Origin of the sequence: Chitiniphilus eburneus (genome assembly GCF_005048205.1) — a bacterium.
GTDB lineage: Bacteria > Pseudomonadota > Gammaproteobacteria > Burkholderiales > Chitinibacteraceae > Chitiniphilus > Chitiniphilus eburneus.
Genome location: NZ_SUMF01000005.1, coordinates 98,087 through 123,600, shown reverse-complemented (window position 1 = coordinate 123,600; position 25,514 = coordinate 98,087). Strand labels below are relative to the sequence as shown.

Here is a 25,514-nt window from a genome sequence, read left to right as displayed (position 1 = left end):
CCCGCCCTGCGGACAAAAAACGGCGCCGAAAGGGCGCCGTTTTTCATGCGGGCAGTCCACCGTGCCTCAGGCCAGGGCGGGCTCAGCCTTGACGGCGCTTTCAAGCCACGCCGCGAGCAACTCGTCCACCTTGGGCGGCGGATCGAGTCGATCGAGCATCCAGCGCACCGACTGTTGCAGGGTTTCGCTGTTGTAGTCCGAAGAGAAGCGATGCAGTGTCGCGCCATGCAACAGGCAGCGCAGCGCCAGTTCTTCGGCATCGGCCGGCTGGCCGGGTGCGTGTCCGAAGAGCCGGGTCAGCACGTCGTCGAAGATCGACTTGGTGCAACGGGCGAGCTTGGCATCGCCGCGCGCCGCCATCCAGATCTCCAGGATCGCCACCGAAACCTGCCGGTGCGGCATGGCCATCAGGCCATAGAGCATGAGATACAACCGCTCCTTGGCACTAAGCGGCCCCAGCGAAGCCATGCGGGTGGCTTCGTCGTCCAGCAGGCTTTCCACCACGTTGGGCAGCAGGTCGTAACGACCCTGCGGGTAATGATGACGCAACGCACCCCGGCTGACGCCGGCGCGCATGCAGATGCGTTGCTCGCCCAAAGCGGCATACCCCTGCTCGACCAGGATGTCGATGGTGGCCTTGACCAGGCGATTCTGAGTAAGGAATGAACGTTCGGATTGTGTAGCCATGACATGAATTCTACCTGACGGGCGTCAGGCTATAACGTTTCGTTATCCCCCGCAACCATGGCAAATTGATGCCGCACATACGGACTGGAACGTTTGTTTTTAAAAGCATTATCTTCACGAAAGGCGTCTTTGCGCCCATTGCGGTATGACCTTTCAACGGCCCGAAAACCCGTCGTTTCGCCTGGCTCAGGTAACGGCCCTGCAAGTATGCAATATGAATATCTGTAATGGATACGTAAACATTACAAACATTCTCAAAGTTCAATTTTTATCCATCCATACTGAACAATGAAGAGTTATCGCACAATAAGTGATGAGAATCACAGTAATTTGATGCCGGCGCCAGCCCTTGGGCGCATTGCGACAAGCTGTGCCGAAAAGTGCCGCAGGCCGCATCCTTGCGCGCGGCGCGCGCATCAGGGCATGCCAGTTTGCGCAAAATCCGATCGATGCCCGAAATGAAAACGCCGCCCGGAATACCTGTTCCGTGGCGGCGATGCGTGCCGGCTTACAAATGTGCATCCCATTGCGGTGATGCACTCTATTCAGGGCAAACCGAGGCGCGCTGCCTGACATCCCGGCAGCGGGGGCACTGGTATTAGTTCGAGGAAAGCGCCCGGTGGGCGCAAAACACACAGCCCGTCAATGCTGCCGAGGCAGGCTATCCAGCGACCAGCCCAGTTGCAGTTCGTCGTTGGCCAGCGTGATCAGGGGCGCCAGCACGGCCATCAGCCCCGGCAGATGCGGACGCAGGGCGTCGATCTGCCCGTTGTGCAGCATCAGCAGGGCTTCGCCCAGGGTGGGCGCGGGAGCGATCGGCATATCGTCCGGGGCCACCACCCGATTCTCGCCCGGGGTGGCGTAGAGCCGATCACTGGCGCTGGTGATCAGCGCGGCGGCATCCTCGTTGGCGTCCTCGCGGGAATTGGCCACGGCCAGGCTGGCCGTCACCTGCAACTGCTCGCCCCGGAAGTTGATCCGCGCGTTGGCGATGGTCTGGCGCAACCGTTCCGCCAGCACCCGGGCCTCGGTCAGCGTGGTGCCGGGCGACACCACGGCGAAGCGAGCGCCTTCCACCAGCGCCAGGGTATCTTCGCGCCGCAACTTGACCGCCAGGTGCTTGGTGAGCAAGCCGAGCATCTGCTCGACCACGCGTGCACCCAGCTTGTCGGACAATGCCTGGAAATGATCGATCTCGATCAGCACCACCGTTACATCGCTCTGGTGGCGACGGGCGAAGGCCAGCGCCTGTTCGGTCTGGAGGGTGAGCAGGTGCTGCGTGCCGGCGCCGGTGGCCGGATGATGCGTGGCGGAGCGGGCCGCCTCGGTGCGGCTGCTCTCCAGCGCCTGGAGATTGGCGGCGCGCTCGATGTTGGCGCGTACGCGCGCCAGCATCTCGGCACGGTCGGTGGATTTGGTGACGAAATCGCTGGCACCGCATTCGACGCAGTGCAGGCGTGTGGCTTCGTCTTCTTCACCGGAAATGATGATGATGGGCAGTTGCCGCAGGCGCGGCTCTCCGGCCGCACGCACGCGCGCCAGCAGGCCCAGGCCATCCAGTTCCGGCATGGTCAGGTCGGACAGCAGCAGCTGGATGTCGGCATCGGCCAGCAGCTTCTGCCAGCCGGCCTCGCCATCCGCCGCCTCCACCACGTCGAACTGATCGCCAAGGTGTTTCTTCACCGTGGCCCGGACGATGCGGGAATCGTCCACGACCAGGATGCGGGGCAGTGGCGCTAGCTCGTTGGCGACTTGCATGGTCAGGCGGCCTTTGCTTACGGAGGTTGGGCAAATCTAACACAGCCGCGTGCTCAGGGCGACGCCGGGAATGGCCGGCCGGCCACCGGATATTCGGGCCATACCACGGCAACGCAGAGGCGGATACACTATCGCCTACTCAGTCATAGCCGGCGGTGCAGCACATGAAAACCGGAATGCAGGCAGCAAGGCGGACATCGTGAAATCGCGCCCTCCCCTTCGCCCAGGCTTCGCGCCTGCCCGCCGCGCCCGTTTCCCTGAGCACAGGTCCACCCCATGAGCCAAGCCCAGATCTATCTCAGCATCGCCCCATTGTCGCAGCACGAGGCAGGCGCGGCCGCCCAGGCGGTATCGGCGCTGGGGACACGTGTGATCCGCCTGATCCGGCAACCGTTGGGTGGAGGCATGTGCCTGGCCGCCATCGAGGCAGAGCGCTCCATGCGCAGCGAAAGCCCGGTCTGGTGCCTGGAGCGCCTGGCGGCCGGCATCTGGAACGAACTGGGTCGGTATACGCGCATCACCGCCAACTGGCAGGAAGGCGAGGAAGACGAAATGTGGTGGTGCCTGGAGGAAGAGGACTATCGCCGCATCATGTCGTCGTTCCGCCTGACGACACGACGCAGGGTATGAACGACAGGCGGCGGACCTGCGGCCGGCCTTCGATCCGGCGGCACGCCGATCGATCGTTCATGCAGTGACGCAAGCGCCCAGTCCTGGATGAAACGGGTTGAATGAAACGGTTGCCACAGGCAACAAAAAAACCCCGGCGAACCGGGGTTTTTCATTGAAGCTTCCGAACTGCTTAGGCAGCCATCGACTTGATGGCGGCGGACAGGCGGCTCTTGTGGCGAGCGGCCTTGTTCTTGTGGAAGATCTTCTTGTCGGCGATGCGGTCGATGATGCTGACCGATTCCTGGTATACGGTTTGGGCAGCGGTCTTGTCGCCACCTTCAATTGCCTTCAGCACCTTCTTGACCGCGGTACGGAAAGCCGAACGCTGGCTGGCATTGTGCTGGCGGGTTACTTCTGCCTGACGAGCACGCTTGCGAGCTTGTGCGCTGTTAGCCATTTATAAAACTCCTGAAGCTGTGGGGTCTGAACACCCGAAGCCTTAGGCGCCGGGCAAGTCAATTCGGAAACGGCGGATGGTACAGCAATCGGCCTGGCCGATGCAAGCTCTGCGTGCACCGGCGAAACTGGTTAACATGCCGCTTTCGCGCAAACGAAGTGGCGTACATGAATCTGCTCAAGTCGCTGGCCGCAGTCAGTTCGATGACGATGATATCCCGCGTGCTGGGTTTTGTCCGGGATGTGCTGATCGCCCGGATCTTCGGCGCCGGCCTGGCCACCGATGCCTTCTTCGTGGCCCAGAAGCTGCCCAACATGCTGCGCCGCATTTTCGCCGAAGGCGCCTTCTCCCAGGCTTTCGTACCGATCCTGGCCGAATACAAGAACCAGCGTGGCGAAGAGGCCAGCCGGGCATTCTTCGCCCACGTGGCGGGCACGCTGACGCTGGTGCTGGCGCTGGTGACCGTGGTCGGCATGATCGCCGCGCCGGTGGTGGTGTGGATTTCGGCGCCGGGCTTCAGCAACGAGCCGCAGAAGTTCGCGCTGACCGTGGACATGCTGCGCATCACCTTTCCCTACATCCTGCTCATCTCGCTGTCGTCGCTCGTTGGCGCGGTACTCAACACCTGGAACCGCTTCTCGGTGCCGGCGTTCGTGCCCACGCTGCTCAATGTGTCGATGATCGCGTTCGCGCTGCTGTTCGCGCCTTATTTCAATCCGCCGATCCTGGCGCTGGCCTGGGGCGTGGTGGTGGGCGGCGTGTTGCAACTGGTGTGGCAGTTTCCCACGCTCAAGCGCATCGGCATGCTGGTGCTGCCGCGCCTCGACCTCAAGGATGCCGGCGTCTGGCGCGTGATGCGGCAGATGGGCCCGGCCATCCTGGGGGTGTCGGTCAGTCAGGTGTCGCTGATCATCAACACCATCTTCGCGTCGTTCCTGGTGTCCGGTTCGGTGTCGTGGATGTATTACGCCGACCGGCTGATGGAGTTTCCCACCGGGGTGCTCGGCGTGGCGCTGGGGACCATCCTGCTGCCCTCGCTTTCCAAGAGCCACGCCAGTAACGACAGCGCCGAATACTCGCGCCTGCTCGACTGGGGCCTGCGCCTGTCGCTGCTGCTGGCGTTGCCCTCCGCCGTGGGGATGGCGGTGATTTCGGGCCCGCTGACCGTGGCACTGTTCCAGTACAAGGCGTTCACCGCGCACGATGCGCTGATGACGCAACAGGCGCTGGTGGCCTATACCGTCGGGCTGGTGGGGCTGATCCTGGTAAAAATCCTGGCTCCCGGCTTCTACGCACGGCAGAACATCAAGACGCCGGTGAAGATTGCGCTGGTGACGCTGACCGCCACCCAACTGATGAACCTGGCCTTCGTCTGGCAGTTGCATCACGCGGGGCTGGCGCTGTCGATCGGCCTGGCGGCCTGCCTGAACGCCGGCCTGCTCTACCGCCAGTTGCGCCACCACGGCATCTTCACCCCGCAGCCGGGCTGGAAGGTGTTCTTCGGCAAGCTCGTGATCGCGGTACTGGCCATGGCCGGGGCGCTGCTGCTCACCATGTGGCTGCTGCCCGCCTTCGACAGCGGCCGCATGCCGCTGCGGCTGGCGATGCTGGGGCTGCTGGTCACCGCCGGCATCGCCGCCTATTTCGGTGCCCTGGCCCTGCTGGGCTTCCGCCCCAGGGATTTTTCCCGCAGGGCGGTGGGGTGAGCTGACGGGGCTTCAAACCTTGGCCGGGGGTTTAGGGCGTGTCGTCACCTGTTTCACGACAGCGTTCGGTGCAGTTCGGAATGCCGTGCCAGGCGCTGGACGCGCGGCGGTATGGATACCGCAAGCGGCCGGCGACGCCGCGCGGCGCCCGAAATTCACCGAACCCGCAGGGCTGCCGCGAAACAGGTGACGACACGCCCTAGCCCCCGTTCAACCCTTCCCCCACCCCCGCCAGCGCCGCCGTTTCGTCCACCTCGTCGATCTGCCCCGGTTGCAGATAGGCCACGGCGTAATCGCGGTAGACGCCCGATTCGATGAACAGGCGGAACAGGTCGGGATCGACGTGCGCTTCGCGTGCCATCCGCGCCATGATCGCCACCGCTTCGGATAACTTCTTGCCTTCCTTGTATGGGCGGTCGATCGCCGTCAGTGCTTCGAAAATGTCGGCAATCGCCATCATCCGCGCGGGGATGCTCATCTGCGCCCGCGTCAGGCGACGTGGGTAACCGGTGCCATCCATTTTCTCGTGATGCCCGCCCGCCAGTTCCGGCACCTGCATCAGGTGGCGCGGGAACGGCAGCTTTTCCAGCATCACGATGGTCTGCACGATGTGTTCGTTGATCTTGTAGCGTTCCTCGGCGGTGAGCGTGCCGCGTCGCACGCTCAGGTTGTACAGTTCGCCACGGTTGTAGAGGTGTTCCGGCACCGCCATGTCGAAGCCATGGCCTTCCGGCAGGTGATCGCGCGGGCCGCGTGCGAACAGGTGCTCCGGGCGGTCGGCGAGCAGCGGTTCGTAGACCGGTAATGCCGGTTCAGGCGTGGCCGCCTTGCGCTGGCGTTCTTCGTGCGAGATGCCGATCCGGTCCGACAGCGTGCGGCGCCAGGTACGCGCGGCAATGGCCCGCAGGCGATCCACATTCTCCGGCGCCATCGCCTCGCCGCCTTCGTTGCAGGCGGCGACGAAGGCGAAGTCGTCGTCCAGTGCCGCCAGTTCGGCATCCAGCGCCGGCCGCAACGCGGCGTCATCGGCGCCGCCCGCCACCGCGCGCCAGTAGTTGAGTTCGGCGTCCCGCTTCAGCAGCTCGAAACGCATCCGTACCTCGTGGATGCGGTCGTACAGCGTTTCCAGCTTGGTGGCCTTGTCCACCACGTATTCGGGCGTGGTGACCTTGCCGCAATCGTGCAGCCACGCCGCGATGTGCAGCGCTTCCCACTGTTCTTCGTTCAGCGTGAAATCGCGCAGCGGGCCGTGGTCCGCCCTGACCCCCGCCTCGGCCAGCATCTTGGTCAGCACCGGTACGCGCTGGCAGTGGCCGCCGGTATACGGGCTCTTGGCGTCGATGGCGCCCGCCACCAACTGGATGAACGCTTCCAGCAGCGCCTTCTGTTCGGCCAGCAGGCGCTGCGTCTGCAACGCGGCGGCGGCGGAGCCGGACACCGCCTCCACCAGCGCCACCAGTTCCCGCCCGACCTTGCGCTTGATGCCCTGACCGTCGCGATCGTCCTCCAGTAACAGCAGCACCCCCACCGCCACGCCATGGCGATCGGTCAGTGGAATCGCGATCAGCGTCATCGCCGCCTCGAAGTCCGCCAGCGGGCCGTACCATTCCGCCAGGTTGGCCAGCCCATGGGTGACATGCACGCTGTGGCCGTCGCGCACGGCCTGCGCCACCGGGTGGTCTTCGTCCGGCGCAAGCACCGGCAACGATGTTTCCAGCGTGCGATCGTGCCAGCGCGCGTGCGCCGGGGTCAGGCGACCATCCGGTTCGCGCAGATAGACCACGCCACCCTCGGCCCCGGCCAGCCCCACCGTCTCGCGCAGGATGCGCGCCAGCAGGCGTTCGAAATTGTGTTCCGACGCCAAGGCCGAACCGATGTGCAGAAACTGGTGGATGGTCGATTTCATCCCGCCCATCGACTGCGCCAGTTCGTCGATCTCGGAGACGAAGGAGCGCACCTTCAACGGTGAGGCAAAGCGCAATGCCTGGATTTCGCGCGCCTCGTCGGTCAGAGCGACGATGGGTCGCGATGCCAGCCGCGACAGCAGGATTGCCAGCGGCACCATCACCGCCGCCAGTGCCACCGCGATCAGCATGGTCTGGCGTCGCAGCCGACGGGCGTCGGCCAGCAGTTCATCCTCCGGCGCGGCCAGCACCAGCCGCAAGTTGGCGCCGCCGGATACCGGCAGCAGTCCGACGTACCCCTGCCAGGAGCGGCCGGCCGCCGTCAGGCGTTGCGTTCCGGGGCGGGCACTGGCCAACTGCGCCAGCACCGGCACGCCCAGGCCGCCGACCTGGCTGAGCGAGAAGCCGCCGTCGGGGTTGCGGCGTACCACCTTGGTCGGGTCGCCATAGGCGACCACCTGCGATTCCGCATCGATCAACGCCAGCGCCGCCCCTGGCGTCACCTTGTCGCGCGCCAGGGCGTCGGAGAGCGCATCCAGCGTGATGTCCACCGCCACCACCGCCCGCCCATCCGGCGTGCGCCGCGCCAGCGTGGTGCCCACTTCGCGCGTGGTGAAGAACACGTAGGGCGCGGTGGCGGCCACGTCGTCCATCCTGAGCGCAGCGGCATACCAGGGGCGCTGGCGGGGGTCGAAAAGATATTGCGCCTCGTCGCGCTCGCCCAAGCGGCGCAGCGCGGCGTCGAAGAACAGGTAACGCCCACGTACCGTACCGCTGCCACGCTCCACGCTCTGCACCACGAAGCCCGTTTGCGGCGGAGCCTTGAAGCGGTCGTCCATGGTGGCCGGATCATAACGGCGCAGCAGGAAGAAATCGCCCTGGTCGTTACCGGCGTAGATCGCCGATTGCGCGGGCTGGCTGGCCAGCGCCTGCGTCAGATAGGGCAGGCTTTGCAGCCGTTGTTCCAGCGTGGTGGCACGGGCGAAATCGTGGCGCGCCAGCAGGCGGACCACCGTACCACTACCCCCGTACAGCGCGCTGACGCGCTGCTCGGTCTGCTCGCCGATGCGCGAGAACAGCACCCTGGAATCGGCCAGGATCATCCGGCTGGCCTGCCGGTCGTGATAAATGATGCTGATCGACGAAAAAGTGACGATCAGCGCGAGGAACAACCACGCGATATGGATATGCAGCGGGTAGCGCACGTTTTGCAGGGCGGGTGGCATGGCGGACCTTGGCGGCTGGGGTCTGTTTGAGCTTAGAGGCGCAAACCGAATTTTGCCGACATCAAACCACCAGATATCACCACCAGCACACGCCCCATCCAGACCGCGCGCCCGGCCCCGCGCGCAACAAAAAACCCCGCCGAAGCGGGGTTTTCAGAGCACAACCGGCAATCGGTCAGACCACCTTGGCGATGGCATCGGCAACGTAATCGATGTTCTGGTTGTTCAGCGCGGCCAGGCAGATACGGCCGGTGGACACGGCGTAGATGCCGTACTCGTCCTTCAGCTTTTCAACCTGGGCGGCGGTGAGGCCGGTGTAGGAGAACATACCGCGCTGCCCTACGACAAAGCTGAAGTCCTGAGCCACATTGCGGGCCTTCAGTTTTTCGACCAGGCCGGTACGCATGGCGCGGATGCGATCGCGCATGCCGGCCAGTTCGTCTTCCCACTGGGCGCGCAGGCCGGCATCCGACAGCACGGCCGCAACGATGGCGCCGCCATGGATCGGCGGGTTGGAATAGTTGGTGCGGATCACGCGCTTCAGTTGCGACAGCACGCGGCCCGATTCTTCCTTGCCGCTGGTGATGATGGTCAGCGCGCCAACGCGCTCGCCGTACAGCGAGAAGCTCTTGGAGAACGAGCTGGAGATGAAGAATTGCAGGCCCGATGCGGCGAAGGCGCGCACGGCCACGGCGTCGGCTTCGATGCCTTCGGCAAAGCCCTGATACGCCATGTCGAGGAACGGCACCAGGCCACGCTCGCGGCAGGCTTCGACCACTTCGGCCCATTGCGCGTCGGAGAGATCGGCACCGGTGGGGTTGTGGCAGCAGGCGTGCAGCACGATGACCGAGCCCGGCGCGTACGACAGCAGCGCGGCCTTCATGCCGGCGAAGTTCACGCCACGGGTGGTGGCATCGTAGTACGGGTAGTTCTCGACCTTGAAGCCGGCCGATTCGAACAACGCGCGGTGGTTTTCCCACGACGGGTCACTGATGTAGACGGTGGCTTCGGGAGACAGGCGCTTGAGGAAGTCGGCACCGATCTTCAGCGCGCCGGTGCCACCCAGGGCCTCGGCGGTGACCAGGCGGCCGGCCTCGGCCAGTGCATTACCAGCACCGAACAGCAGGTTCTGGACGGCGGTGTTGTAGGCGCCCAGGCCTTCGATCGGCTGGTAGCCGCGCGGCGGTGCATTCTTCAGACGGGCCTCTTCCGCGGCCTTGACGGCGGCCAGCAGCGGGATTTTGCCGTTGTCGTTGTAGTAGACCCCGACACCGAGGTTCACTTTATTGCTACGGGTGTCGGCGTTGTAGGCTTCGTTCAGACCCAGGATCGGGTCGCGGGGGGCCATTTCGACGGCGGCAAAGATCGAGGCGGTCATCAGTGCTCCAAGGCGGGCATCGCCCAAGAAAAAGGAAGCGTGCATTTTACACGAACGCCCGTGGCGGCTTGGCATGCAGCTCGGTAACGGCGGGTAAGGGCCTGTTTGTTTTGCGCACCGTCGATAGAAAATCCGCCGACAGATTGGCCCTCGGCAAAGTCTGGCGCGATTGGCCAGTGGTTTGCAGGCATCGCCCCCCCTCCGCCGAGCCTTGGGGCCTTGCATGCATGAGCTAAAAATCCACCGACATCAAGCTCCCGGCAAAGCCGGGCATACCACATGAACAGCCTGCCAGCAGCGGCTCTCCCTGATTGATTCCACTCCCCCCGAGCCTTGGGGCCTTGCATGCACGAACTAAAAATCCACTGGCAGCAAGCTCCCGGCAAAGCCGAGCGCACCACATGAACAGCCTGCCAGCAGCGGCTCTCCCTGATTGATTCCACTCCCCCCGAGCCTTGGGGCCTTGCATGCACGAACTAAAAATCCACTGGCAGCAAGCTCCCGGCAAAGCCGAGCGCACCACATGAACAGCCTGCCAGCAGCGGCTCTCCCTGATTGATTCCACTCCCCCCGAGCCTTGGGGCCTTGCATGCACGAGCTAAAAATCCACCGACATCAAGCTCCCGGCGAAGCCGGGCGCACCACATGAGCAGCCTGCCGGCAGCGGCTCTCCCTGATTGATTCCACTCCCCCCGCCCTCGCCGCCGCGAGGGGGCCTCGTTTGCGAGCCTGTGCGGTGCTGCAAAACGTTGGGGTGAAAGTCCATCGTCATCAATGACACCCTGGTCTTTGCCCGCTAGTGGGCTCCCGCCGGTTCGCTCGGCCAAAACGAAAAACGGCGTGCACCAGGCACGCCGTATGGGGCGGGGAGCGGGTCAGTGTTCCTGGAAGCAGTTTTCCAGTTCCACCCGATCCTGTCCGGGTCGGATGAGGCAGTTCTTGTTGCCGAAGCGCAGATAGCGCGCGCCGGTGGCATCAGTGCTCGGAACGATCCGGGGCGTCGGGGTGGGTGTCAGCGTGGAGATCTGGGCCAGCGCGGATTTCAGCGCCTGTTGCACCACATCCAGTTGCGATTTCAGCTCGTCGCGCTCGCCTTCCACCTCTTTTTGCCGGGTTTCGGCATCCTCCAGCGATTTGCGCGCCTCTTCCCAGCCGGTGGCGTTTCTTTCCAGCGCGCCGCGCAGCAGGGTGATCTGGTCGACATACTGCTTTTCGTTGAACTCGCGGACGAACAAGCCCAGCCCCAGCCCGATACCGAACAGCAGCAGCGCCAGCAGTACGCCGGCGCCGATCATCAGCGGCAACTGGAAGCGCCGCAGGAACGAGGAACTCGCCGCCGGCTGGGCGGCCTGGCCCGGCTCGGGTGGGTCCAGCTCGGCTTCAGCACTGCTGGTGGTGACGATCTCGATGATCGGCTGGCGATCCGATTCGTTGTCGCTCATGGCAGGAACAGGCTCGTTTTCGTTTCACGGCAGCGCGGCGGCTAGAACTGCTGGGTTTTCCCGGCCGGCTCGAACAGCCCCTCGATCGCCGGAACCTCTCCTTCGAGGTCGAAGGGGATGCCGTCGGCGCGAAGCGGCACGAACAGTTTACCCGTTAGCCGATAGCGCGGCGCGCCCTGTCCGTTGGCGGCGCGTAGCTGGCGCACCAGCGCCGCCAGGTTGCTGGTGACGTCGATCGCCAGTTTCGCCTCGCCCATCGCAGGGATCGTCACCGATTGCGCGGCGACGCCCGAGGCCAGCGGTTTGTCGTTGACCGCCAGCGTGGTATCCAGCCCCTTGATCGGCAACGCCACGTTGTTGGGGTTCTCCACGCGCAGCGTCAGGGTGAAGCGTTGCTCGAACAGGCCCGCCTCTTTCAGCGAAATACCCGCCAGCGAGACGCGCGGCTTTTCCAGGTTGGTGGGCAACCCGGCGCAGGCCGCCAGCAGCAAGGTCACGCACAGGATCAGCAAGCGGCGCATCTCAGCGCTCCTCCAGCAGGTTGCTCAGGCGTTCGGCGATTTCGCCCGCCATGGGCTGCGCGCCGGGCTGATCGGGATGGATGACCGCGAAGGTGACGTCGGCCTGTGCCACCAGCTTGCCGTTGTCGGCCCGCACGATGCGTTGGGTGACCACGCCGTGGCGTTCCGCCAGCGACGACAGCACGCTATCCACCAGCAATTCGTCGCCCATGGAGGCCGGGCGCTTGTACTGGATGTCGATGCGGCTGATCACCAGCGCCAGGCGCTGTTGCATGAACCAGTCGAGCTGCCCGCCCTCCTCCATCATGTTCCAGCGCGCTTCTTCCAGGAATTCCAGATAACGGGCGTTGTTGACGTGGCCATACAGGTCGAGATGATAGCCGCGCACCTTGATGCGGGTGGGTTGGGGCATTGCGGACTTCCTTGGGAAAGCGATCGGGCAATGTTAGTTCAACCGGCCCGGGGAACAAGAGGGGAATGTCACGAATCAGGCCGTTTGAAACTGCGTTCAGCACGGGCTGGATGCCGGTGGCAGGCGGTCGAATCGATCTGGAGACGCCGCTGCCGGCCTGCCCCGCGGGGCAGGCCGCGCGCAAGACGGCAGCCGATCCACGCGGCGCGAAGCCCCGGATCTCCAGGCGCGCCCGGCCACCGGTCCACCACCGATCACCGAGCTGCGCCAAATAGGTGCTAGGAAAACATTCGCACGTTCGCGATAATCGGCCGCATTCAAACCGCCTGCCCACGAATGGACCTCCGTCATTCCCGTCCCTTCCGGATCACCCTGCTGCTGGCGTTCGCGCTGACGCTGTTGCTGGGTGTCGGCCCGTATTTCTTCGACGCCGAGTACGCGCGCAACGAACTGCGCGCGCTGGTTTTCCGCGAAACCGGTCGCATGCTGTCGATCCAGGGCACCACGCACGTGGTGCTGCTGCCCTCCCCCGGCCTGATCGCCGAAGACGTCACGCTGTCCGAGACCGATGCCATTACCCGGTTCGCCCACGCCGATCGCGTGCGCATCCAGCTCTCGCCCTGGGCGTTGCTGCGGCGGCATCAGGTCAGCATCACCCGGCTGGAGGTGGATCGCCCCGAGCTGTCGATCCGCCGCATCGCCGATGGCCGCTATAACTTCGACGACCTGCTTTCCAGCCGTGGCGCGCACGCGGAGCTGCGATTCGACCTACAGGCGCTGGAGTTCACCGATGGCCGTTTCGATTATGCCGACACCACCACTGGCGACGCGGTCAGCCTGAGCAACCTGAAGCTGTTGGTGGATCACCCCACCGATCCCAAGGAAGGCGCGCTGAAACTGAGCGGCGACTTCGCCCTGGCGCAGAACGGCAGCGTCCGGTGGCGCAGCCATACCGAAGCGGGCGCGGCACTGCGCTATATCGCCGCCGAGCGCAGGCTGTACGTGGCGGGGCTGACGCTGAACATGACGCAGCAGGGCAAGAGCGGCGACAGCCTGGGCGTGGCGCATGCGCAACTCGACGCCACCGGCGAGCTGGTCTACGGCTGGGAGCCGCTGCGCCTGAACGGCGGCTCGCTCAAGGTGAAGGCGGTGGGCACCCGGGCGCAGCAGGCGTGGCAATGGACGGTGGACGCCCCGCGTATCGATTTCCGCAACGGCGTGGCGCGGTTGAACGACCTGAAGTTCGCCCTGGATATCCGCAGCCCGCAAAGCCGCATCGAGGCCGAAGTGGACGTGCCGGCGCTGGCGGGAACGCAACGCGGCTCGCTGCGCGCCGACGCGGCCAAGCTCGACGTGAAACTCAGTTCGCCGGAGCAGACCTTCACCCTCAATTTCGCCAGCCCGCTGGAACTGCACCAGGGCACGCTGGCGCGCCTGCCCAACTACCGCCTGACCGGCACCTACACCAACAAGGGCCTGCCGCGCGGCGCCATCCCGTTCGAACTGTCCGGCGAGGCGAAAATGGACCTGCAACAGGAAACCATCTCGCTCGACAATCGCGGCACGCTGGATGGCGCCGAGTTCGCCACGCTGTTCTCGGTGAGCAACTTCGTCAACCCGAGCTACCGCCTCAACCTGGACCTCGCCCGGCTCGATCTCACCCCCTACCTGCCGGCCGTGGCCGAAGGCGCCAAGGCGGTCGATACCGAAACGCCGTTCGAATTCGGCTGGCTCCAGCAACTGGATGCCGAGGGGCAACTGCATATCGGCGAATTCGTGGTGAAGAACCTGCACCTGCAGAACATCGCGCTACAGTTCATGGCCAACGACGGCAAGGTGCGGCTGGACCCACTGTCGGCACACATCTACGGCGGCGAGTTGTCCGGCCAGATGGAGATCGATGCCTCCGGCGATGTGCCCAGCTTTCATGTGCGGCAGTTGCTGTCCGATGTGAACGTCAATCCGTTGATGAACGACCTGCTGGCGACGTCGCGCTTCGAAGGGCGCGGCCAGCTCGACCTGGATGTCTCGGCGCGCGGCTCGCGCCTGTCCGAAATCCGCGGCTCGGCCAATGGCCGGGCGCGGATGTCGCTGGCGCGCGGCCTGATCCGGGGGATGGACCTGGAAGCGCTGCTGCGCACCGCCAACCAGCAGTTGAAACTGATGAATGGCGAGCAGGTCAGCCCGGCCGACATGAAGGCGAGCACGCACTTCTCCGAGCTGCACGCCAGCCTGGCGATCAAGGACGGCATCGCCAACAATCGCGACCTGTACGTCGGCACCGGCCTGCTGCGGCTGGATGGCGGCGGCCAGATCGACCTGGGCCGGGGCAGCATCGACTACACCATGCGCGCCAGCGCCAACCCGCGCGTGCCCGAGCTGCGCGATATCGTGGGCCTGACGGTGCCGATCCGCCTGACCGGCTCGCTCGCATCCCCCGAATACCGCATCGATTACAGTACGCTGCGCGAACAGCTCGAAGCGCGGCAGAAAGCCGCCACGAAAGCACCCGCCAAGCCCGCTGCCGCCAAGCCCTCCCCACCCGCCAGTGGCGCCAAGCCACCGCGCAAGCTCCCCACCCCGACACCTGCCAGGAAATGACCCCCTTCGCCGAACGCCTGATCGCCTGGCATGCCAGCCACGGCCGCCACGACCTGCCATGGCAGGTCAGCGACGCCTATCGCGTCTGGTTGTCCGAAATCATGCTGCAACAGACGCAGGTAACGACGGTGCTGCCGTACTACGCCCGGTTCCTGGAACGTTTTCCCGGCGTGGCCGATCTGGCTGCCGCGCCGCAGGACGATGTGCTGGCGCTGTGGAGCGGGCTGGGCTATTACAGCCGCGCACGCAACCTGCATGCCGCCGCGCGCATGGTGATGGCGCGCTTCGACGGCGCGTTTCCGCGCGATCCGGCGCAACTGGCGGAATTGCCCGGCATCGGCCGCTCCACCGCCGCCGCCATCGCCGCATTCTCGTACGCGGTGCGTACCCCCATCCTCGACGGCAACGTCAAGCGCGTGCTCACCCGCTGGGCCGGCATCGCCGGGTTTCCCGGCGAGCGCGCCGTCGAGCAACGGCTATGGCGGCTGGCGGAAGACCTGCTGCCGCATGATGCGTCCGCCATGCCCGCCTATACCCAGGCGCAAATGGACCTGGGCGCCACGGTCTGTACCCCGCGCAAACCCGCCTGCATGGCCTGTCCGCTCAGCGACGACTGCGTGGCGCGCATCGAGGGCCGCCAGCACGAGCTACCCACGCCCAAGCCGAAAAAAACCATACCCGAGCGCAATACGGTGATGCTGCTGATCGCGGATGATGCAGGCCGGCTGCTGCTGGAGCAACGCCCGCCCAGCGGTATCTGGGGCGGTTTGTGGAGCCTGCCCGAAGTGGCAACCACGCTCGACGCCGAACCCGCATGCCGCAGCCGCTTTGGCCTGGACATCGAAGCTGGCCCGGCCGGTGCCGACTTCATCCATGTGTTCACGCATTTCCGCCTGACCATCACCCCGCTGCCGGCACGCGTGGTGGGCCATGCGCCCGTGCTGCGCGAAACCGCCGGCCGCTGGTTCACCCGCGCCGAAGCCTTGGCCGCCGGCATTCCGACGCCGCTGCGCAAACTGCTGACGAGGCCCGGCTGAACACGGTCAGCCCCCAATGAAACAGCCCCGCGAACGGGGCTGTTTCATTGGGGGGAAACACCCCGGTCAGATCGTGCGCACCACCTCGTTGCTCACGCCATGCAGCACCTTCAGCGCATCGTCGCATTGCTGGGGCGACGCCGGATGCACCACCACCGCCCAGCGCCCCGCCTTGATCGCGTCCCGCACCGGCGTAACCACGGCCTGATGATCGGGCCGCGCGGTGGCGAGGCCACCGGCCAGCAGGCCGAACACCAGCCCGAACACCGCCGCCAGCACCGCCGCCACATATGGGCTGCTGACCACGGCCGGGTTGCCGGCGATGTACAGCACGCCATAGACAATCAGTCCCAGTACCGCGCCTGCCAGCCCCAGCGTGACATGCGCACGGATGGCGGTTCGCACGATACCGCGTGTTTCGGGCTCCAGCTTGCGCCCGAAATGGCGCTCGCCCGGGCATACCAGTTGTACCTGCCCCACCGGCACGCCAGCGGTGCGCTGCACGCGGTTGGCGGCATTGGCCGCCGCGGATTCGGAATCGAACAAGGCGGCAATCTTGGTACGCGCCCGCTCGCCGGATATCAGTTCGCTCAGCATCGAACTCTCCTCGCAGTCGAGGCCGCCCCCTGTCGGAAGGCGGCCGGATGCGACAAGTGTGCGCCGCGCCGCGCGGCCGTACTGTCGGGCCCATGCGGGACTTGTTGTAGGAGGTTAGGGCGTGTCGTCACCTGTTTCGCTGTCGTGAAACAGGTGACGACACGCCCTACTGCCCCGCCACCCGGGCCGGAGCCTGCCACAGCGCCGCCAGATCGTGGTCACCCCAGGTGCCGGCGCAGCCGTTGCGTTCCAGATAAAGGTGTTCGGGCGCCAGCCAGCGCGCGGCGGCGGCATCGAGCTGCGCCTGGGTGTAGCGCTTCGCGGGGTCGAACGCCAGCGCGGCCGTGCCGCCCATGCCGTACTGGAAGGCGATGGCACTGGCGTAGTCCGCCGGCATCTGCGGCAGATCGGCCACCCATTTGCGCGAGCGCGCCTGCGCCATCTGGAACTCGGCGTCGGTCACGCCTTCGCGCGCCAGTTGGCCGATGGTCGCCACCGTGGTCTCGATGGTGCGGGCGCAGGCCTCGGCGGGGCCGCTGGTGCGCAGCCACATGCCAACCCCCAGCGAACGGAACATGCCGTGCCCGGCCGCCACCCCATAGGCACTGCCCTGCTCGAAGCGCAGGCTGGCCATCAGGCGCTGGCGCAGGATGTCCACCAGCGAATAGGCGATCCATGCATCGTCACCGTTGAAATCCTCCGGCGCCATCACCCGCCAGATGAAGCTGGCTTCGCGCTTGCCGGGCTGGCTACCCCCATAGACATGCTGCGCATAGGCCTGAAGGCGCTGCGGCGCCGGCGCGGCGCGGCTGGGCGTGCGTGGCGCCACGCTGCCCAGGTAGCGCGCGACCAGCGCTTCCAGCCGGGCCGGATCGGCCACGCCGGTAATGGCCACGGTCCAGCGCGCCGGATCGCCGTACAGGTTGCGGTGCGCGGTGACCACTTCCAGCGGGAACAGCAGGCGGTAGTCCTGATCCTTCCAGTTGTCATAGGGCCAGACCTGCGGCGCGTATAGCCGCTGCCACGATGCCGCACCCAGGAATTCGCCGCTACCGCCCTTCAGCCGCGACAGCGCGTAGTCGCGCGCGACGGCGCTGGGCGGGGGCTCCAGCAATTGCAGGTGCACCAGTTGCAGCAGCGTTTCGAGTTCCTCCGCACGCGCGGTGCCGCCCAGGCCGTGCATGTCCAGATCGACCCACGGCCACATCGTGGTGGCCTTGCCGACCAGCGCAGCCTGCACTTGATCGCGCGAAAGGCCGCCCCAGCCAACTTCGTTCAGGTAGAACGGCACTGCGGCGGTCGCCAGCCACTCGGGACGCGTGGCGGACAACTGGCCGCCCTCGATCATCAGCAACAGCCCCATCTGCTCGCTGGGCGAACGCTGCCGCTGCCACACCACGGTGGCGCCATTGGACAGACGCAACACGCCGCCGCCCGGTGCCGCCTCGCGCGCCGTGATCTGCCCCGATGGGGGCAAATGGTCCATCAATTGCACGGTATTCGCCGCCTGACCGGCTTCCAGCTTGTCGCGCGCGCCCAGATCGGCCACCACTTGTGCCACCTCACCGTCGTCGATGCCGACGAAGGTCGTGGCGTTCTCGCTCGGCGCGCGCCAGGCCGAAACCACCTGCGACGCTTGCGCGCTCAGGCTGCGCCAGGCTTCGGTCACCGCCGCCGCATCGGTCTGCTCGGCAAAGCGGTCGAACAAGGCGTGCAACTGTGCCGGCTCGTAGAAGTTGTCGCGCATCAGCGCGGCCACCTGATACTGGTCGGCCAGCGCCGCGCTGGTCCAGCGTGCGGCGTCCAGCGGGTGGTTGGCTTCGATCAACTCCCGCAGCCGGCGCTTGCCGTCGGCCACTTCGGCATCGCCGAAACCGTCGCGCCGGGCGGCTTCGATGGTGCCGTACAGCCGTTCGACCGTGGCACGGTCGCCACCCTGCTTGCTGTTCAGTAGCAGGATCCACTGCCGGTACTGCGGAGTCAGATTGACGAGTGGCCAATAGCCGGGTTCCGCCCCCAGCCGCGCCTGCACCAGCATCATCGCCAACACACGCTGGTAATCGGCCAGCTCCTGCTCGAACGGGCGCGACACCGGCTGCGCCTCGAGCCACGCCCAGTTGAGCTGGGAGCGCCGCGCCCATTGCGCCTGGAATTCGGTGAAGCTGCGCCGCTCGCCGCTGAGCGCCACCGCGGCGGGCTCGTCCGGCGCCGGCCCGGCCGGCACCCTGGCGAACGCCTGCTTCAGCTGCGCTTCGACCCGCGCTGCGTCGATGTCGCCCACCACCAGCAACGTCATGCGCGGCCCGACGTAGTGGCGGCGGTAGAACGCCTCGATCCGCTCCAGCGGCAGATCGCGGACCACCGCCTCCTGGCCGATCGGCATGCGCTCACCGTAGCGTGACCCGGCAAACATCGCGTCCAGGTATTCGCCATACCCCTTGGACTGCGCTTCGCCCAGGCGCATCTCATCGAGCACGATGGTGCGCTCCCTGGCGACGATGGCGGGATCGAACACGATGCCGCCATCCGCCCAGTCGGCCAGCAACGTCATGGCGCGCTCCGTGACGTCGGGGTTCACGCTGAGCTGGTAGTTGGTGAAATGATGAAAGGTGTAGGCATTGCTGTCGCTGCCGATGCGCATGCCCTGGCCATTGAGGAAATCCACCACTTCGCCGGGCGCAAAATGCCGGGTGCGGCCAAACGCCAGGTGCTCGACCAGATGCGCGATGCCCCGCTCGTCGTCCGCCTCGTGCATCGATCCCGCCCGCACCAAGAGGCGAAGTTCCACCTTGTCGGTGGGCGTGGCATGGCTACGCACCATGTAATTCAGGCCGTTGGCCAGCGAGCCTTCGCGCACCACATCGGCGGCCATGGCAGAACAAGGCAGCAATAACGCCGCGAGCAGACAGAAAAGTCGAACAGATTTCATCGAAAACAGGAAAGCCCAAGGAAAGAAAAAAATAATGCGTGCCATGATAAACACACACCACATCGGGGCACAGCGTTATCTTGGCTTGCCCCCCGGCGCGCGTGAGAACCATTGAACGGATGCAACTCGACACCTAGCCCCGGCCACTCAGCAGCCGATACCCAACCCCGGTTTCGGTGAGGATATGCCGGGGGTCCGCCGGGTTGTCTTCCAGCTTCTGCCGCAGGTGGCCCATATAGACGCGCAGGTACTGGCTGCTTTCGGTGTGCGAGGGGCCCCACACTTCACGCAGCAGGTCGCGCTGGGTGAGGACCTTGTCGGCATGGCGGATCAAGGTGGCCAGCAGGCGATATTCGATCGGGGTGAGGTGCACCGGCTGGCCGCCCTTCGTCACCTGGCGCGCGGCCAGGTCCACGCTCACCTCGCCGAAGCCGAAGCGCTGCGCCGGGCCAGCGGCGTTGCCGGCGTGGCGCCGCAGCAGCGCACGGATGCGTGCCAGACATTCGGGGATGCCGAATGGCTTGGTCAGGTAGTCGTCGGCGCCAGCGTCGAGCGCGGCCACTTTTTCGGCCTCCTGCGTGCGCGCGGAAATCACCAGGATCGGCAACGTGGCCCAGCCGCGCAGCTTGCGGATCAGTTCCACGCCGTCCAGATCGGGCAGGCCCAGGTCGACGATCACCAGATCGGGCTTGCGGTTGCCCACGTCGATCAGCCCCTGCCGCGCGGTGTCGGCCTCGTGGACGATCATGCCCTCGCCTTCGAGCGTGACGCGCAGGAAACGGCGAATCTGCCGATCGTCCTCGATGATCACCACGGTGATGGAAACGTCATTCATGCGGCAGGCTCGGCGCGGGTTCGATCGGCAGGGTGAAGGTGAAGACCGCGCCATGCGGCGCGCGGTTGGCGGCATCGATGATACCGCCGTGCGCGGCGACGATGGCCTTGCCGATCGCCAGCCCCAGCCCGACGCCGGGCGTGGCGGATTCGACCTCGCCCCGGCCGAACTTGTCGAACAGCCGCGCGGTCGGCCCGGGCGGCAAGCCGGGGCCGTCGTCGGAGACGCTCACCACCAGCGCGCCATCCACCACGCGCGCGGACACGACAATTTCACCACCAGCCGGCGAATACTTGGCGGCATTTTCCAGCAGGTTGAGCAATACACGCTCGATCAGCACGCCATCGAAACGCAGGATGGGCAGATCGGGGGCCAGCACGGTGCGCACCCGGTGCGCGCCCAGCCAGGGCGCCGCGCCGCGCAGGGCCGTGCCCACCACTTCGTCGATCGGCTGCCATGCCGGGTTGAGCTGCACGCCGGCCTCCAGCCGGGCCATGTCGAGCAGGTTGGTCACCTGTTGCGACAGGCGCCGCGTTTCGTCGCGCATGCTGGCGGCCAGTTCGCGCGCCTGCGCCGGATCGAGCTCACGCTCGGCCAGCAGGCTGGCGAGGCCGGTGAGCGAGGTCAGCGGCGTACGCAGATCGTGCGATACGCTGGACAGCACGCTGTTGCGCAGGCGTTCACCCTCCATCGCGACGATGGCGTCGCGCGCCACGTCCACGTAATGCACGCGCTCCAGCGCCAGCCCGATCTGGCTGGCGCAGGTATCCAGCAGGCGGCGCTGTTCGGGCAGCGCCAGCGCGTGTGCCTCGGCCGCCAGCGCCACCACGCCGCGCGGGCGCATCGGTGCCCGCAGCGGCAGGTAGAGCGCGTCGGCGCCAGGCAGGGTGCGCGTGCCGCGCCCCGCCGCCTCGGCATGCTCGTAAACCCATTGGGCGACGGCGGCATCCACCGGCATCGCATCGGCGGCGGCGCGGACACGGTCGGCGCCATCGGGCAGCAACAACGCCACGCGAGCGCCGAATACCGCGCCCAGGTGGCGCGTGGCGATCTCGACGATCTGTTCGGCGGTCAGCGCGCCGGCCAGCTCGCGCGACAGATCGAACAAGGCGCGAGTGCGGCGTTCGCGCTGGGTGGCGACGGTGGCCTCGAAGCGCAGCCGCGCGGTGAGCTGCCCCACCACCAGCGCCACCGCCAGCATCACGCAGAAGGTGAGCAGGTACTGCGTATCCGATACGCTCAGCGACAGGCGCGGCGGTACGAAGAAAAAATCGAAGGCCAGCACTGCCAGCAGCGACGCGGCAGCGCCGGGGCCGCGCCCATAGCGCAGCGCCACGCCGATCACCGCCAGCAGGTACAGCATGATGACGTTGGCCGGATCGAAGACCAGATGCAACAGCGCGGCGATGGCGGTGACGGCGGCGCAGCCCAGCAACGCGGCCAGGTAACCGCGCGACGCGCGCTGCGGCGCCCCGGTGTCGGCATAAAAGCCGGCCAGCGCCTCGCCCTGCGGCGCGGCGGGCTCGCCAGCCGGTTGCGCCACCACGTAGAGATCGATGTCGGGCGCGGCCTGCGCCAGCCGTTCCGCCAGCCCGGGGCGCAACCAACGGCGCCACCCACCCTGGGGCGAGCGCCCCACCACCAGTCTGGACACATCGCGGCTCTGCGCATACGCCAGCAGCGTGGCGACCGCGTCGGCACCGGCCAATACGCAGGTTTCGGCGCCCAGTTCCTGCGCCAGCGCCAGCGATTTCAATGTCCGCTGCCGTTGCGCATCCGGCTGCCGCTGCGTTCGTGGCGTTTCCACATGGACCGCCAGCCAGTCCGCGTGCAGGCTGGCCGCCAGCCGCGCCGTGCTGCGCAGCAAGCGGTCGGCGCCGGGACCGGCGCCCACGCACGCCAGCAGCCGCTCGCGCGCATGCCATACCGGCTGGATCGACTGGTCGGCGCGATAGGCACGCATCTGCGCATCCACTCGATCCGCCACGCGCCGCAACGCCAGCTCGCGCAACGCCAGCAGATTGCCCTTGCGGAAGAAATGCCGCGCCGCGCGCGCCGCCTGCTCGCCCAGATAAACCTTGCCATCGGCCAGCCGCGCCAGCAGTTCGTCCGGCGGCAGATCGATCAGCGTGACCTCGGCGGCGGCATCGAACACGCGATCCGGCACCGTCTCGCGCACCACGATGCCGGTGATGCGCCCGACCACATCGTTCAGGCTTTCCAGGTGCTGCACATTGAGCGAGGTGTAGACATCGATGCCGGCGGCGAGCAGTTCCTCGACATCCTGCCAGCGCTTGGCGTGGCGGCTGCCCGGGGCGTTGGTGTGGGCGTATTCGTCCACCACGATCAACTGTGGCGCCCGTGCCAGCGCGGCATCCAGATCGAACTCGGCCAGAACGTGCCCACGATATTCCACCTGCGTCGGCGGCAGGCGAGGCAGCCCTTCCAGCAACGCGGCCGTCTCGGCCCGGCCGTGCGTTTCCACCACACCCAGCAGCACCGTCACGCCCTCGCGCGCGCGCGCCTGCGCGGCCTCCAGCATGGCAAAAGTCTTGCCCACCCCGGCGCAGGCGCCAAAGAAAACCTTCAACCTCCCCCGTGCGGCCTGGTGTTCCTCACGGCGCAACTCGGCGAGCAACTGATCGGGATCGGGGCGGTGGTCGGTCATGGCTGTTTTGTTCCTGAACCCAAGCGTTGCAACACCGGGACCATAGAGAATGCGGCATAAAAACGGGGTAAAAATCGAGCATCCCGCCAGGACGTGTCATCCAATGTTTCACGACAGCGTTCGGTGCAATTCGGGATGCCGCGCCAGGCGCTGGACGCGCGGCGGTATGGATACCGCAAGCGGCCGGCGATGCCGTGCGGTGCCCGAAATGCCCCGAACCCGCAGCGCTGTCGCGAAACATTGGATGACACGCCCCAGGCACGAAAATCAGCCGCATCGCACTGCCGAGGCTTTCTCTGTACCCCCGCGGTGTTCTCTGTGGTTCAAGATTCCGGTTTTACCCACGGGTAGCTGAAAACCAAATCTTGCAACACAGAGGATCACAAAAAGGCGAGGGGGAGCCGGCCGCTGCCTTGCGGCGCTTCGTTTCTTCCCGCTTTGGATTCCTCCCGCCTTTCGCTGGGCTCTCCGTGCCCTCTGTGTTGCCCGATCCGGATTTCGCCTCAGCGCGCAGCCGCCTTCGACTACCCCGCTTGCATGGCGTGCAGCCGTGCGTAGTATCCACCATCGCGCCCGATCAGCTCGCGATGGTGGCCTTGTTCGATGATCTGGCCACGATCCATCGCCACGATGCGATCCGCCTCGCGTACGGCGCTCAGCCGGTGCGCGATGATCAGCACCGTACGGCCCTGGCAGATGGCTTTCATATTGTTCTGGATGATGCGTTCCGATTCGTAGTCCAGCGCACTGGTTGCTTCGTCGAAGATCAGGATGCGCGGGTTGGTCACCAGTGCCCGGGCAATCGCCACGCGTTGCCGCTGCCCACCCGACAGCCCCGTGCCGTGTTCGCCCACCATGGTGTCGTAGCCTTCCGGCAACTCGACGATGAACTCGTGCGCACCGGCCAGTTGGGCGGCACGGATCACGGCATCCATGCCCATGCCCGGGTCGGCCAGGGCGATGTTGTCGCGGATGCTACGGTTGAATAGCAGGTTTTCCTGCAACACCACCCCGATCTGACGTCGCAGCCACGCCGGGTCGGCCAGCCCGAGATCCACGCCATCGACCAGTACCCGGCCACGTTCCGGCACATACAGCCGTTGCAGCAGCTTGGTCAGCGTGCTCTTGCCGGAGCCGGAGCGACCGACAATGCCGATGACCTCGCCGCGTTTGATCTCCAGGCTGACGCCGCGCAGGATTTCCGGGCCATCGGGCCGATAGCGGAAATGCACCTGGTCGAATTCGATCCTGCCCTGGATCGGCGGCAGTTGCGCCCGGCTCTGGTTGATCTCGGTGCGGGTATTGAGGATATCGCCCAGCCGTTGCATCGAAATGCCCACCTGCTGAAAATCCTGCCAAAGCTGCGCCAGCCGCATCACCGGGCTGGCCACGCGCCCGGCCAGCATGTTGAAGGCGATCAATTGCCCCACGCTGAGCTTGCCTTCGATCACTAGTTTGGCCCCCATCCACATGGTGGCCACGGTGACGATCTTCTGGATCAGGTTCACGCCCTGGCTGCCGAGGTTGCCCAGGTGCGACACCTTGAACCCGGCTGCCACGTAGGCGGCGAGCTGGTTATCCCAGCGCCGGGTGACCTGCGGCTCCACCGCCATGGCCTTCACCGTTTCGATGCCGCTCACGGTTTCGACCAGGAACGACTGGTTTTCCGCGCCACGCGCGAATTTCTCGTCCAGCCTGGCCTTGAGAATGGGCGTGATCAGGACCGACAGCCCCACATAGCACGGCAGCGACAGCACCACGATCAGCGTCAGCCAGCCGCTGTAGTAGAACATCACCGCCAGGAACACCACCGAGAAAAACAGATCCAGCACCGAGGTCAACGCCTGCCCGGTGAGGAAGTTGCGGATGTTCTCCAGCTCGCGTACCCGCGCCACCGAATCGCCCACCCGTCGCGCCTGGAAGTAAGCCAGCGGCAGGGCAAGCATATGGCGGAACAGCTTTGCGCCCAGCTCGACATCGATGCGATTGGTGGTGTGGCTGAACACATAGGTGCGCAGCGCCGTCATGCCGACTTCGAACAACGACACCACCAACAGCCCCACCGCGATCACATCCAGCGTGGTGATCCCGCGATGCACCAGCACCTTATCCATCACCACCTGGAAGAACAGCGGCGTTGCCAGACCAATCAGTTGCAGCACGAACGACACCAGCAGCACTTCGCCCAGCAGCTTGCGGTACTTGACCACGGCGGGGATGAACCAACTGAAATCGAAGCGCGCCAGATCGCCCGCCAGGCTGGCACGCGATGTGAACAGGATCAGCCGCCCGCTCCACATTGCCAGCCATGCCTCCTGGGAGCAGCGCTGCGGCCGGCCGGCGATGGGGTCGTGGTACAGCACCTGATCGCCCTCCACCCTGGCCAGGATCACCCACTCGCCCGCCAGCGTGCGCGCCATGGCCGGCAACGGCGTGCGATCCAGCCGATCCAGCCGCGTGTCCACCGCCCGGGCCTTCAACCCGGCATGCCGGGCCGCGCGGAGTACGTCCGCCTCCGTCAACCGGCCATCGGTATCCGCATACTGGTGGCGTACCTGATCGGGCTCGATCGCCACCTGGTGAAACCGCGCCAGCATCACCAGGCAGGCCAATGCCGTATCCACGCGCGGCGCTTCCTGCGCGGGGTCGGCCAAATCTTGTGTATTCATCATTGGAACCAGAGGAAAAAAGCGCCCGGCGGCAGGGCAGCACAGCTTGGCTGCCAATGCGCCGGGCGGTCTTAC

At 66.0% G+C, this 25,514-nt stretch carries 17 protein-coding genes; 4 read left to right on the top strand and 13 right to left on the bottom strand.

From position 1 onward, the window contains the following. Positions 1-66: 66 nt before the first annotated feature. Together FAZ21_RS07720 and FAZ21_RS07715 are read right to left on the bottom strand one after the other, a co-directional pair. Positions 67-687 (bottom strand): TetR/AcrR family transcriptional regulator, encoded by a 621-nt coding sequence (locus FAZ21_RS07720; RefSeq protein WP_169307300.1) that lies wholly within the window; start codon positions 685-687, stop codon positions 67-69. Between the two features lie 642 nt (positions 688-1,329). Beyond that, positions 1,330-2,445: a diguanylate cyclase domain-containing protein gene (locus tag FAZ21_RS07715; RefSeq protein ID WP_136772689.1), complete on the bottom strand. Its 1,116-nt coding sequence runs from the start codon at positions 2,443-2,445 to the stop codon at positions 1,330-1,332. A 276-nt stretch (positions 2,446-2,721) separates the two neighbouring features. Here FAZ21_RS07715 and FAZ21_RS07710 point away from each other — a divergent pair, with 276 nt between their 5' ends. Next, positions 2,722-3,075: a hypothetical protein gene (locus tag FAZ21_RS07710; protein WP_136772688.1), complete on the top strand. Its 354-nt coding sequence runs from the start codon at positions 2,722-2,724 to the stop codon at positions 3,073-3,075. Positions 3,076-3,247: 172 nt separating this feature from the next. Here FAZ21_RS07710 and rpsT read toward each other — a convergent pair whose 3' ends face one another. After that, complete coding sequence (rpsT, locus tag FAZ21_RS07705; protein WP_018749280.1) at positions 3,248-3,514, bottom strand: 30S ribosomal protein S20; 267 nt, start codon at positions 3,512-3,514, stop codon at positions 3,248-3,250. Positions 3,515-3,681: 167 nt separating this feature from the next. On the opposite strand from rpsT, the gene murJ reads away from it, so the two are divergent. Continuing rightward, positions 3,682-5,220, top strand: coding sequence for a murein biosynthesis integral membrane protein MurJ (murJ, locus tag FAZ21_RS07700; protein WP_136772687.1), 1,539 nt, complete (start codon positions 3,682-3,684; stop codon positions 5,218-5,220). Between the two features lie 199 nt (positions 5,221-5,419). Here murJ and FAZ21_RS07695 read toward each other — a convergent pair whose 3' ends face one another. The 5 genes from FAZ21_RS07695 to FAZ21_RS07675 form a co-directional block, all read right to left on the bottom strand. Beyond that, complete coding sequence (locus FAZ21_RS07695) at positions 5,420-8,350, bottom strand: HD domain-containing phosphohydrolase (RefSeq protein WP_136772686.1); 2,931 nt, start codon at positions 8,348-8,350, stop codon at positions 5,420-5,422. A 175-nt stretch (positions 8,351-8,525) separates the two neighbouring features. After that, positions 8,526-9,728 (bottom strand): amino acid aminotransferase, encoded by a 1,203-nt coding sequence (locus FAZ21_RS07690; protein WP_136772685.1) that lies wholly within the window; start codon positions 9,726-9,728, stop codon positions 8,526-8,528. An 875-nt stretch (positions 9,729-10,603) separates the two neighbouring features. After that, on the bottom strand, positions 10,604-11,170 hold the full coding sequence (locus tag FAZ21_RS07685) for a hypothetical protein (protein ID WP_136772684.1): 567 nt from the start codon (positions 11,168-11,170) through the stop codon (positions 10,604-10,606). Between the two features lie 41 nt (positions 11,171-11,211). Then, the gene (locus tag FAZ21_RS07680; protein WP_136772683.1) at positions 11,212-11,691 is read right to left on the bottom strand and encodes an LEA/WHy family protein; all 480 of its coding nucleotides are present in this window, start codon (positions 11,689-11,691) and stop codon (positions 11,212-11,214) included. Position 11,692: 1 nt separating this feature from the next. Further along, positions 11,693-12,103 carry an acyl-CoA thioesterase gene (locus FAZ21_RS07675; protein WP_136772682.1) on the bottom strand — a complete coding sequence of 137 codons (411 nt, stop codon included), beginning with the start codon at positions 12,101-12,103 and terminating at the stop codon, positions 11,693-11,695. 336 nt (positions 12,104-12,439) lie between these two features. Between FAZ21_RS07675 and FAZ21_RS07670 the strand changes: the two genes are divergently transcribed. Next, positions 12,440-14,704: an AsmA family protein gene (locus tag FAZ21_RS07670; protein ID WP_136772681.1), complete on the top strand. Its 2,265-nt coding sequence runs from the start codon at positions 12,440-12,442 to the stop codon at positions 14,702-14,704. After that, on the top strand, positions 14,701-15,741 hold the full coding sequence (mutY, locus tag FAZ21_RS07665) for an A/G-specific adenine glycosylase (RefSeq protein WP_136772680.1): 1,041 nt from the start codon (positions 14,701-14,703) through the stop codon (positions 15,739-15,741). The genes FAZ21_RS07670 and mutY overlap by 4 nt, the downstream gene beginning before the upstream one ends. Positions 15,742-15,807: 66 nt before the next feature. On the opposite strand, the gene FAZ21_RS07660 is transcribed toward mutY, so the two are convergent. The 5 genes from FAZ21_RS07660 to FAZ21_RS07640 all read right to left on the bottom strand — a co-directional run bounded on the left by FAZ21_RS07660 (position 15,808) and on the right by FAZ21_RS07640 (position 25,439). Continuing rightward, positions 15,808-16,338, bottom strand: coding sequence for a riboflavin biosynthesis protein RibA (locus tag FAZ21_RS07660; protein ID WP_136772679.1), 531 nt, complete (start codon positions 16,336-16,338; stop codon positions 15,808-15,810). A 166-nt stretch (positions 16,339-16,504) separates the two neighbouring features. Then, a complete protein-coding gene (locus tag FAZ21_RS07655; RefSeq protein WP_169307299.1) occupies positions 16,505-19,210 on the bottom strand; it encodes a M16 family metallopeptidase in 2,706 nt (901 codons plus the stop codon). A 190-nt stretch (positions 19,211-19,400) separates the two neighbouring features. Continuing rightward, positions 19,401-20,102, bottom strand: a complete 702-nt coding sequence (gene kdpE, locus FAZ21_RS07650) for a two-component system response regulator KdpE (RefSeq protein WP_136772677.1) — start codon at positions 20,100-20,102, stop codon at positions 19,401-19,403. Then, on the bottom strand, positions 20,095-22,770 hold the full coding sequence (locus tag FAZ21_RS07645) for a DUF4118 domain-containing protein (protein WP_136772676.1): 2,676 nt from the start codon (positions 22,768-22,770) through the stop codon (positions 20,095-20,097). Before FAZ21_RS07645 ends, kdpE begins: the two co-directional genes overlap by 8 nt. A 524-nt stretch (positions 22,771-23,294) precedes the next feature. Beyond that, positions 23,295-25,439, bottom strand: coding sequence for a type I secretion system permease/ATPase (locus FAZ21_RS07640; RefSeq protein WP_136772675.1), 2,145 nt, complete (start codon positions 25,437-25,439; stop codon positions 23,295-23,297). Positions 25,440-25,514 lie beyond the last annotated feature (75 nt).